Here is an 11,127-nt window from a genome sequence, read left to right as displayed (position 1 = left end):
CCGCGGGTTCCTTCCTCGGGGACTTTCGTACGCCTGCCGGCGCCCGAAACTCTTCACGGGAGCCGACTGGCCGCTTCGAGGCGTGGAATTTCAGAAGCGGACCTCAGATGCACTGCGTGCATGACGTGAACTGACCCGAAGCGGACACTCAAATGGGTCGGCGAGCATCACCCGCTCTGCCCCACAAGCAGACCCTTGCGAGCAGATCTCAGGATCACCCTGGCGCTTGGCAGCTGAGGTTCAGCCCCTCATCTCCAGTGCCTGCTAGTCAGCCTACAGCACCGATACGGTGATCTAGAGAACGGCAGCAGCTTCGCGGATGACCGAGGTTTCTAGGCCTTCAGCGATCTCGCTAATCTGAAGCTGATTCCGATAGTCAGCTCGGAGCTCATGGCCCGACCTTCTTGAGAGCTTGGCCAACTCGGTTGCAGCACGAACCGCCAACCAACACGCGCCCTGACTTATCGCAGTATCATAGGCTCTAGTTAGGACTTTCATCCCTCGGGTCACATCCGCCTTGGCGACCAAGCAACCCTCAATACGTTCTATTTCAGCCTGCGCCCATTTCTCGCCGGTCTTGTCCATCGCCTCGACAGCATTCTCGATTGCCGCGAGACCCTCATCGATCCGTCCATGCCGGAGGCAAACGTCCGCAATCGACGAATAGAAGTGTGGCAAGTGCAGCTCAGAGCCAGTCGAGCGCCATCGGTTCATGCCGTCTCGCAGCATTCTGAGCCCTTCGTCGGGCAGGTTGCTGCCGATAGCCCAGCCGAGCACCGTGCGAGCACCTCCGGACCAGGATGCCAGCCTGCGGTTGTCAGCTAATATGAGCATTCGTTCAGCGATCTCACGGCACTCGGCCGGCTCATTGCGGAACCGTCGGGCAATGGCGAGATTCATGAGGATAAATGCCAGATTGAGCGGATGATCGAGCCGCTCCGCGGTTTCAACGCTTGACGCACAATTGGCGAGCCCGGTGTCGACCCGCCCTGCGAGAACCTGCACCACGCCCAGATAGCTCCGACAGATCGCGGGGCCGTCCTCTCCGTATCTTGCGACATCGAAATCCCCATTGGAGGTCGCCCAAGCATTGATTCCGGCCTCGGCTTCCCGTGCGGCATCCCCAATGGCACCGAGATAGAAATAGGAAGTGGCGAGCGCCCGATGCGCCAAAGTCGTTTCTTCAACGTTTTCTCCGCACGAGGTTTCGGCAAGCAGTTGCTTGGCCAGGTCTCGGCTCCGGTGCAGGTCAGGCCGGTCAAGGTAGAAGTTCCAAAGCGAACGTCGGACAAAAAAGAGGTTGGAGGTGAGGCCCGTGGATATACAAAGCTCTTCGGCACGGAGAAAGTTCGCTTCAACCTTCTCCGACGCATATCCAGCTGACGCGTTCAGCGGGACGCCCATTTCAATCCGGATTCTGAGTTCAAGCTCATTTGTATCGCCCGAGCTAGTGACCGCTTCCAGGGCATCCAGCGCGCCCGTGAAATGCGCGACCGCCTCCGGATTGGCATATCGCGCCGCGGCAGCGCGCCCTGCTTGGAGGAAGCATTCAGCTGCCTCACGATACCGCTTTGCCGCTATGAGGTGATGTGCAACCAGCTCCGGTTCGGCCGTCGACTCCATGCCGAGTTTGTCGGCCAGCCGGCTGTGTATGTCCTGGCGCACCGATTTCAACATACTGTGATAGGCAGCATCGCGAACGAGCGCGTGCTTGAACGTATATCGTGCGTCCGGGCCCCTTCCTCGGCGGAAGACAAGCTCGGCATCCACGAGCTTATCGAGCGCCTCTTCCAACTGGGCAGCGCTGAGCCGCGTGACCGATCCGAGGAGGTCGTGGCGGAATTCGCGGCCGATGCATGCGGCCATTTGCGCAACTTCCTTGACCGGCTGCAATCGGTCGAGGCGGGCCATCAGCGAATCGTGCAACGTTAGCGGAATGTCGAGATTTGCGAGTCTGGCATGATCTTGGTCGAAGACGGCTGTGCGATCGAAGTGGCGGGCTTCGAGAACACTCTTTGTCAGCTCTTCAATGAACAGCGGCACACCATCCGTCGCGGCGATGATCTTGTCTACAATGATGGCCGGTAGTCGAATATCGCCAGCGAGTTTCTCGATGAAAGCGGTGGTCTGTTCACGGCCCAGGCGATTAAGCGCCAATTTCGTCACTATGGGATGTCCGCCAAAGCCGTGTTCGAAGGTCGGTCTCGTCGTCACCATCATCATGACCCGAGCGTGCTGAATCCGCTCTACACATTGATCCAACAATTCGAGCGTTGTCGCGTCAATCCAGTGGATGTCCTCGATCACGAACAACAATGGCAGCCTTGCTGCAGCGTCGAGGATGTCGTTCAACAATCCGTCAAGCGTTCGCGCTCGCAGCTGCTGCGGGTTCAGGCCCGTCAAAGCATCGCTCTGGTAGTTTTGAAGATCGAGCAGGGAACCGAAGATAGGCAACAACGGATTCGCTGGACCTTTGGTGCCTTCGAGTTTTCTGACCTTCTCTTCATCCCCGTCGGCTTCTTCAATACCGATAGTGCGGCGGAGTTGCTGAACAGCTGGATAAAGCGGCGAGCCAGAGTAATACGGCGAGCATTGATAGCTCACCCGCACATGTTTCTCTTGAGAGACCGCGTCTATCAAGGCGCGGGTGATGCGAGATTTGCCGATACCCGCCTCGCCGCTGAGTAGCACGAGCTGGCCTTCGCCCCTCTTCGCTTGCCCCCAACGTTCGAGAGCAAGTCCGAGTTCGAGGTCCCTTCCGAACATGATTTGAGGAGCGCTCGTGACGCGCGCGTCATAGCGGGTCTCGACGGCATGTTCCCCGACAACCAGAAACGGCGAGAGGGGTATCGAAAATCCCTTCAGCTCGATAGGCCCCAAGCTCTCAACCGCGAATATTTCGCCGAGCAACTTTCTCGTGCTCTCGGCGACCACCACATATCCCGGTTGGGCCAGGGCTTGCAGCCGAGCGGCGAGATTGGGTGTTTCGCCAACGACGACTTCTTCTTGTGCGGACCCAGTCCCGATGACGTCTCCGACGACGCACAATCCCGTGGCAATTCCCACTCTAGCTGCGAGTGGCACTTGACCGGGACTGCGCAAACTGGCGACAGCTTTCACTATGGAGCGTCCAGAGCGGACCGCCCGCTCGGCGTCCTCCTCGTGGGCGTGTGGCCAGCCGAAGTAGCACAGCACGCCGTCGCCCATGAATTTGGCGACATAGCCATCATAACGGGCGACCTCTGCGGCGACCAACGATTGATATGCGGCTATGACCGAGCCCAAGTCCTCAGGATCGAGCGTCGACGCCAGCGCGGTCGATCCCACGAGGTCGACGAACATGACTGTGAGGTGGCGCCTCTCTGCCTCACTCCCCTCTCGCTTAGATACTGCACTTTGCAGAGCATCCCGCTTGGCATCGTCGTCTGCTTTCGCCGGTTGGGCCGGTGGACGCGAGAGCTCGGCGATGGCGGTCAGGATTCTTCTCCGGTGACCAACAGATTTTACGCCAAGCTCCCGAAGATCATCGTCGGAGAGCTTTGGTAGAATTGTCGGTTCAATGTCGTTGTCGATGAATGCGCCGGCATACTGCTCAAGGCCCAAGCCTTGCAGCCATGAAGCGATCTCCTTGCCGCCCTGCTGATGATCCATCGAGGCAGTCAAGCGCACATACTCAAAATGTCAATCGGACCGCCTAAGAATGCGCGCCCGCCGCACCAAAACGCTCTCAATCCGATTGCCTGGGCTCACGGCAGGTCCTGGCGCAACCGCGACCTTCAGCGTGATCGCGTGCAATGTCTGCTTTCAGGCGGCAGCAGGGCTGATCGCTACGGCCGACATGGGCCGGAAGCGGTCTGTCCGGTTCTGGGACGAAGCTAGCCAGAAGCCGTCATTCCGCTGGGCGATACCCGCTGCGCCGAAGCAACGTTGCTTCATGGCTCACACAGTAGTTTTTTCCCTTCACCTTTGAACCGAGCGAGGACTTCCCTTTCTTGCGCAGGAATAGCGACCTCTTTGCGCTGCAATAAACCGTCAGCTGTTGTCTCACTCCTCTCGGTTCACTCCGCATTCGCGCGAGTTCACGGCCTAGTGACGGAACCGTAAACGCGTGCCAGTCTGTTAGGCACGATCATCAACTCGTCCGCAGTTCGGATGCCGGCATCGCGTCCCATGCCAATCCAAGTAGCGGCCGTTTCAGCATAATCGGATGCGCGGCAGTGACTCTCAAAGGCGGCGAACTCCTCGTCGGACACCACTTCCCAATCCGGCCTTAGCTGATGAAATCTCGCTAGCCATCCTTCACGATCTTCGCCTTCAAGAAGCGTCGGCTCCCAGATCAAGAAAAGACCGCCTGGTGGAAGCAGTTTTCGGATTTTGCGCATAAAGGGTCCCTTATCCTGCGAAACTAGATGGTGCAGGGACTGACCAATCCATACAACGTCAACCGGCCCATCCCAACGATCGACAACCGCTACAAAATCTTCGCAGCGCAGTTCAACCGCACAGGTGAGAGGAGCAAGCGCTTCCTTCAAGCGACTGCTGGGATATGTCGACGCCGATGTAGTGGGTGACCTTACTGCCGGCCAGTGCGGCGCCGTAAGCCGCGATCATGGCGTCGGCCGCAATTTCGCCCTGCCTGTCGTCGGTCGACCAGGAAATGACCGACACCCGCATGACCTGGCGGCCGTGCCATTTGGCACCGCCCGCAAAGCAGACGCTGCAGGCATCGTCCCTCTGCCCTCGACCTTATGGCGGATGGCATTGGTACGCTACGGATTTGCTCCTGGAGCAGATGCCCAAGTGTCGTATCCTGCGTGGCGACAAGGGCGATGATAGCTGGAAAAACCGCTTCTCACCGTTCCTCTGCCGCGAGTGCAACGAGCGCATGTTCGGACGCCTCCAGGATTTCCGCCCTCTCGGCCACTCGGTACGATCGATCCGCGACGAACTTTCTTGCCGCCGTCTGCCTCGCAGCTACCATCAGCTATTGGCTGTGAGTGCGAGCCTGCCGATCATTCATAACGCCTTCCTCATTCGCAACAGTGGCACGCTCGCTCCGCCTCTGTTGTCGACGACTTGTTCAACCGCCTCAAAACCGCAAGCCCGGTAGAGCGGTTCGCCCGCCAGCGTCGCCATAAGCTCGACACTTGTGAAGCCCTCGCCGCGGGCGGCGTCCTCGCACAGCGTTAGGACTAGACGACCCACGCCTCGGCGGACGAAACTGGGATCCGTATACATGGCACGCACGCGCGCAGCGTCTTTCGCCGGGTCAAGCAGCGCTGCATTGCGCCCGGGTGAACGGTCTCCTCCGTAGAGAGTTGCGCGCCGACTCCATCCACCGCAACCGGCCAAGACGCAATCTTGCTCCACAATGAAATACGTTCCGTCATCAACGAGTTGCGTATCGAGCCCCATGATTGCTCGGCTCGAAGCGATCTGCACCTCTGTGAGGAACGGCTTCTGGAGCTCGCCGATGGCAGCATTCATCAGTTCGGCCAGCGCCGGCAGATCGGCACGTGTCGCCAACCGATGTTCTAGGCTGATCCTTTGCATTCTTCGGCAGGTCCAGTGCAACCCCCTTGAAGCTAGCACAGATCGCAAGTCCGGCGACAGGCCACACCGCGGAACCCTCGGACACCAATTATTCATAAATTCTAATATACGTTGACGGCCGTCGCAAAGGCCTGTTCTGAGTAGTGCGACACTCTCCTACAACGGAAAGCCCGGAGCTCACCCCGCCGCCGGGCTTTCCTTGTTTTCGCCCCGGTGAGGGCTGCGTTGTAGAGCGGGACCAAAGTTCAGCGGCATGCTCGCCGGCGCGGCCTGGCGCTACAGGGAGCGCCACATCTCGACGATGGCCTCGGCCCGAGACTTCTCTTGAAGAAGGTAGCCATGTCTCTCCTTGTGGTTGCTTTACGTCCGACAAGCGCTCTCCAGGTTGCACATATTAGTAGCGGCGTGATGTCAGCAAAGACTTGCCGGGCGGCTTCAGCTTCCTCCCCGTGGGAAACATGCCGTCGACGATCGGCGTAGTCGATCATCCCAGGGCTCCGCGTGTTGACGCGGATGCGCCGACCGTTGAGCTCGGCTGCCCAGGTCCGGGCGAATGCCTTTGTGGCGGAATAGGCCCCGTATATTGGGAAGCCCTTGAGGTGCATACCAGATGACACCAGGACGATCGCGCCACCATCGCGAAAATGGCCTTGGCGATGGTGAAATATACACTCCGCGCGTTAAGGTTGAACGTCTCATCGGAATGCTCTGGCGCGGCGGCGGTTATTGTTTGATGGTCCACCAGCCCGGCGCTCGCGACAAAGATGTCGAGCGCACCCTTCTCAGCCTTGATTTGCGCAACGACGCGGTCAAGGTCGTCGAGGTTTGAGACATCTGCCGACCTAGCCGCCCGACGCAAAAGCCCGAAATCCACTGTTTCACGCGGCGATAATTTGGCCGCTAAGCGCGCTAATAGCAGACAGCCGGGGCTTCAAGGCGCCGTGGGCAAAGCCTACCTCGCGTGAGACGGCTCACACCGCCGGACTAGCGAGCGTGGTGGTGGTATTCATGGTCGTCGGGCCAGTAATCGGCAGCCGGACTAGCGGCCCCAGCGAGAGTTACAGGCTGGCCGTGCGGCGTGTTGAGGTACGCCCGCCGCCAAGCTTCCACGCGGGCGACAAGCGATCCGCCAGTCTCCGGCGACTTCTCGCCCACCAAGCCTTCCAAGGCTGCAAGCACCGCCTGATAGTAGGTATCCTCGGTATCCGGTTCTCCCGCTACGGCAAGGAGGCGAATTTCGGCGGCGAGCGCATTTGCCCATTCAACTTGAGAATACATGCCGCTCTGAATTAGCGCATTGGCAATGCCGAGCGCCTCGGCATGCCACGGCACGGCGAACACCGTGGCACCGGGTTTGGGTTCGCGTGGTAGCAATGCGGCTTCAGGCGTGCTCAAGATAGCTCTCCCAAAGATCGAGATAGACGTGGTCCTTGCGGCCCGCTGCCTCCGGCCACAGGTCGGCAGCAAGAAACGACACCGTGTAAAGTGGCTGGGCCGGTCCATCGCCGGCCATGTTGGTGTCAGGAAGGATGTGGACGCCGCGAAAGGACTCGATCTGGCCCTCGCGGCCACGCGCGTACTGGGGTAGCCTCGTATGTCCGCAGGATCCGAATGAAATCGTCTTAACTTGGTCGCCCGGGGCGAACGCCGGGCCTGTGTCCGAGTCGCGATCAAAGCGGCTCATCGCCTTCGTCAGCGTCGCTACGTTCGCCGGCGTCATGGGTGGCGAGATGTTCTGAATGGCCTTGGCCGCCTTGCCGGTCGCGAGTTCCTCGACAGTGACTGCCTCGGCGTCGACCATCAACACCGCGTAGGCCAGCAGCCACTGGTCGTAGTAGTCGCGGCTCAGATACTCGGCGGGATCGATACATTCGCGAACATACCGGAATAGGTCGATGCTGAAAATTGCAGGCCGCGTGAAGGCACGGGTGATGCCGAACAGCCGCGCTTCCCAGGGGGCGTGAAAAGGTTCAGGCGGTTCGTTGACATCGATCGGGCCGTAGCCCTGACGCCCGCCGAGGTCGTGGATGCCGTCCATCATCCTGTCCCGACGAGTCGCCCGAGGTCGCGCTCGGTGCCGATCAAGGAGTTGCGCGTGACGAGGCCTGCGAGGCGGGCCACGTCCCAGTCTTCGGTGCCGGAAGGCCGCTCGGGTAGCACGAGATATCGGACCTCCGCGGTCGAATCCCAGACACGAACCTCCACGTTGTCGGGAATGGCGTCTCCGAACTCGGCGATGACACCGCGCGGATCGCGAACGGCGCGCGAACGGTAGGCAGCGGTCTTGTACCAGTTGGGAGGGATGCCGAGGACGGCGTGCGGGTAGCAGGAGCAGAGCGTGCAGACGACTAGGTTGTGCACCGCTGGCGTGTTCGGAACGACCCGAAGGTGACCGCCGGCCCAACCTTCGAAGCCGAGCTCGATGATCCCAGCGGTGCCGTCGGCGAGCAGCCTGTTGCGGAAAGCCGGATCGGTCCAGGCGCGAGCCACCACGTCGGCACCGCGTTTCGGACCGATCTGCTCGGTGTAGACCGCGATCCACGCATCAACGGTATTTGGGTCGAGCAGTCCTTTTTCGACCAAAAGACTTTCCAGCGCCTTCACCCGCAGTTCTGGCGCGGACGGAAGATGGCTGTGCAGTTCGCGGTGTATCGCGCCGATCCGCGCGGAGTGATCCTCGGACACTGAGCCTCCGACTTGCAACGATTAATCCAGTGTTCTCTCGAAATCGGCCTGTCGTCAATAAGGAGGTCTGCTAGCCATAGAAAAGTGCCTTCAAAGCCGGCAATTGGCCGGTGGGCCGCTCGTGCTGGCATTGTGGCTCGGCGGGCGCAGCTCCAAAGTGGGTTGAGGCGACTAGGGCTAAGACGGTCATTGGTGACCATTTGGAGAAAGGCCGAAAATCGGGCCGGGAACATCGACGCTACCCCTCGGGAACGGCCGCATTGCGCTCCACGAGGACGCCGGCACTGGACGCTCGCATTAGAGGTAGGACTGGAATACGCTCACCTCCCGCAGCTTCGACCTACGCAACAGGCGGGACACCAGCTATGGAGCGACGACTCACCGCAATCCTTGCTGCCGACGTCGTCGGCTACAGCCGCCTGATGGGAGCCGACGAGGTTGGCACGCTTGCGCATCTGAAGAGGCTTCGCGCCGAAGTGATCGAGCCCAAGGTCACAGAGTTGCACGGACGCATAGTCGGTTCCGCTGGCGACAGCCTTCTTGTCGAATTCGCCAGCGCGGTCTACGCGGTGCAGTGTGCGGTCGAAGCCCAGGAGGGATTGGCCGCTCACAATGCAAGTTTGCCCGAAGACAGGCGCATGACTTTCCGCATGGGCGTGAATTTGGGCGACGTGATTGCACAGGACGATACGATTTACGGTGATGGCGTGAACATCGCCGCGCGGCTCGAGAAGCTTGCAGAACCTGGCGGTGTGTGCGTGGCGAGCAACGTCTACGAGCAGGTCAAGGGCAAACTAGACTATGCTTACGCCAACCTCGGTAGCCATCAGGTCCACAACATCGTGGAGCCGGTGTGCGCCTATCTGGTCAGTCGAGCGAAAACCGATTCGGTATTCTCCGCAAGGGATACGCTGACGCTTCCCGAAAAACCGTCCATCGCGGTCTTGCCGTTTGACAACATGAGTGGCGACCCCGAGCAGGGCTACTTCGCTGACGGCATAGTCGAGGAGATCATCACCGCGCTGTCCCGGACGCGCTGGCTGTTCGTCATCGCGCGCAACTCCAGCTTTACCTACAAGGGCCGGGCAGTGGACATCAAGCAGGTCGGACGCGAGCTTGGTGTGCGCTACGTCCTTGAAGGGAGCGTGCGCAAGGCGGCAACAAGGGTTCGCATCACCGGGCAGCTTATCGACGCGACAACGGGAGCACATCTATGGGCCGACCGTTTCGACGGCGGATTGGAGGACGTGTTTGACCTGCAGGAGGAAGTAACCCGGAGCGTCGTCGGAGCCATCGCTCCGAAGCTGGAACAGGCAGAGATTGAGCGGGCCAAGCGCAAGCCGACCGAGCACCTTGATGCCTACGATTACTATCTGCGCGGGATAGCAAGCCTCCACCAATTGACAAGGGAATCCACGGCAAACGCCCTTCAGTTGTTTTACAAGGCCATCGAACTCGACCCGGAATTTGCCTCCGCATACGGCATGGCCGCCTGGTGTGCCGTCATGCGCAAGGCGAACGGTTGGATGACGGATCTCAAGCAAGAAACCGCCGAGACGAAACGCCTGGCTCTGAAGGCCGTGGATTTGGGCAGGGACGACGCGATCGCTCTTTCCCGCGCCGGGAACGCGCTCGCCTTCGTCGTAGGCGACAATAATAGCGGGGCAGCTTTCATTGATCGCGCGCTTGCGCTCAATCCGAACCTGGCTAGCGCGTGGCTGTTCAGCGGCTGGGTCAGAGCAGACCTCGGCGATACGGAAACCTCACTTCGCCACCTGGCGACGGCGATGCGCATGAGCCCAGTCGATCCGCTCATGTTCGACATGCAGAATGCGGTTGCAGTGTCTCATCTCTTCGCTGGTCGATTTGAGGAGGCATCAACTTGGGCTGAAAGGTCGTTGCGGGAAAAGCCGGACTATTTAGGGTCGTTGCGCTATGCTGCTGCAAGCTATGCTCACGCCGGGCGAACGGAGGATGCGCAAAAGGTGGTGAGCCGAATGCTCGCACTCGACCCCGGCCAACGAGTTTCCAATCTCGCCGATGTGATGCCAACCAGCCGTCCGGCCGATATGGCTCTGCTTGCAGAAGGTTTGCGAAAGGCGGGACTGCCGGAATAGCGCTGCCAGCCTGGCGCAGCGATCGCGAGTTGCAACGCACCGAGATCAAAGACCGCACCGTGGGGATGCCTGTGGCAAGGCACCTGTTCGATCTAAATCAAAGTTGGCGATCCCTAGGCCTAGGCGATAGCTGCTCGGCTGGAAAATGGCTCGTCGTCAGTTTTTGGCGCAACCACGACCTCCGGCTCTAATCGACGGAAGGCCGCTTTAGGGAGCTGCGAGGCCGGGCTCTACGGCCGGAATGCGGCGCTTCCAGACGGACATTTTTGGGCCGGAAGCTGACCGACTGGTTTTAGGTCAAGGTGCGAAGAAGCGGGCACTCGGCCTACGATACCATCTCCGACATATTCCCTGTCTGCAATAGTTCGGTGAGTTCAATAGGTCATTGCAACACCCTCTGTAGCCTATCGGCCGGCGTTTCGAAGTCCAGGATTTTTCGGGGGCGCTGATTGAGCCGCAGGGCGACGGCGTTGAGTTGGTCCTGCGAGACGTGGGAGAAGTTGGTTGCTCTGGGGAAGTACTGCCTGAGCAGACCGTTGGTATTTTCGTTGCTGCCGCGCTGCCAGGGACTGCGCGGATCGCAGAAGTAGACCTGTAGGTCGGTGGCAACGGTGAAGCTCTTGTGACGAGCCATCTCCTTGCCCTGGTCCCATGTCAACGAGCGCCGCAACTCTTCGGGCAATGTGCCGATCTTCTCGGCGATGGCCCTCACGAGGGACTGTCAGGAATTCCGTGTGCGGGCGGGCATAATGGGTAAAAAGGATTCCCACTA

Annotated in this window: 7 protein-coding genes and 3 pseudogenes; 2 read left to right on the top strand and 8 right to left on the bottom strand. The window is 60.0% G+C overall.

Annotation, left to right across the window (positions count from 1 at the left end):
- Positions 1-294: 294 nt before the first annotated feature.
- Positions 295-3,651 (bottom strand): adenylate/guanylate cyclase domain-containing protein, encoded by a 3,357-nt coding sequence (locus QQK95_RS21890; RefSeq protein WP_284276534.1) that lies wholly within the window; start codon positions 3,649-3,651, stop codon positions 295-297.
- Between the two features lie 428 nt (positions 3,652-4,079).
- A complete protein-coding gene (locus tag QQK95_RS21885) occupies positions 4,080-4,532 on the bottom strand; it encodes an SAM-dependent methyltransferase (protein ID WP_202359829.1) in 453 nt (150 codons plus the stop codon).
- A gap of 245 nt (positions 4,533-4,777) precedes the next feature.
- Between QQK95_RS21885 and QQK95_RS21880 the strand changes: the two are divergent.
- Positions 4,778-4,997: pseudogene (locus QQK95_RS21880) on the top strand (IS5/IS1182 family transposase); the annotation flags it as partial.
- Positions 4,998-5,016: 19 nt separating this feature from the next.
- Here QQK95_RS21880 and QQK95_RS21875 read toward each other — a convergent pair.
- From QQK95_RS21875 to nthA, 5 genes and pseudogenes are all read right to left on the bottom strand, one after another.
- A complete protein-coding gene (locus QQK95_RS21875; RefSeq protein ID WP_202359828.1) occupies positions 5,017-5,553 on the bottom strand; it encodes a GNAT family N-acetyltransferase in 537 nt (178 codons plus the stop codon).
- Between the two features lie 245 nt (positions 5,554-5,798).
- Positions 5,799-6,427: pseudogene (locus QQK95_RS33550) on the bottom strand (SDR family NAD(P)-dependent oxidoreductase).
- Between the two features lie 110 nt (positions 6,428-6,537).
- Positions 6,538-6,948: a nitrile hydratase accessory protein gene (locus QQK95_RS21865; RefSeq protein WP_284276533.1), complete on the bottom strand. Its 411-nt coding sequence runs from the start codon at positions 6,946-6,948 to the stop codon at positions 6,538-6,540.
- The gene (gene nthB, locus QQK95_RS21860) at positions 6,935-7,591 is read right to left on the bottom strand and encodes a nitrile hydratase subunit beta (protein ID WP_284276532.1); all 657 of its coding nucleotides are present in this window, start codon (positions 7,589-7,591) and stop codon (positions 6,935-6,937) included. Before nthB ends, QQK95_RS21865 begins: the two co-directional genes overlap by 14 nt.
- Positions 7,591-8,238 carry a nitrile hydratase subunit alpha gene (gene nthA, locus QQK95_RS21855; protein ID WP_244748139.1) on the bottom strand — a complete coding sequence of 216 codons (648 nt, stop codon included), beginning with the start codon at positions 8,236-8,238 and terminating at the stop codon, positions 7,591-7,593. Before nthA ends, nthB begins: the two co-directional genes overlap by 1 nt.
- 365 nt (positions 8,239-8,603) lie before the next feature.
- On the opposite strand from nthA, the gene QQK95_RS21850 reads away from it, so the two are divergent.
- Complete coding sequence (locus QQK95_RS21850) at positions 8,604-10,355, top strand: adenylate/guanylate cyclase domain-containing protein (protein ID WP_202359824.1); 1,752 nt, start codon at positions 8,604-8,606, stop codon at positions 10,353-10,355.
- A 382-nt stretch (positions 10,356-10,737) separates the two neighbouring features.
- Here QQK95_RS21850 and QQK95_RS21845 read toward each other — a convergent pair.
- A pseudogene (locus tag QQK95_RS21845) lies at positions 10,738-11,061 on the bottom strand (IS30 family transposase); the annotation flags it as partial.
- Between the last annotated feature and the right edge of the window lie 66 nt (positions 11,062-11,127).

Origin of the sequence: Mesorhizobium huakuii (assembly GCF_030160235.1) — a bacterium.
In the GTDB taxonomy this organism is placed as follows: domain Bacteria; phylum Pseudomonadota; class Alphaproteobacteria; order Rhizobiales; family Rhizobiaceae; genus Mesorhizobium; species Mesorhizobium huakuii.
The sequence above is the reverse complement of the archived record's forward strand: the minus strand, read 5'-3'. Positions and strand labels throughout refer to the sequence as shown.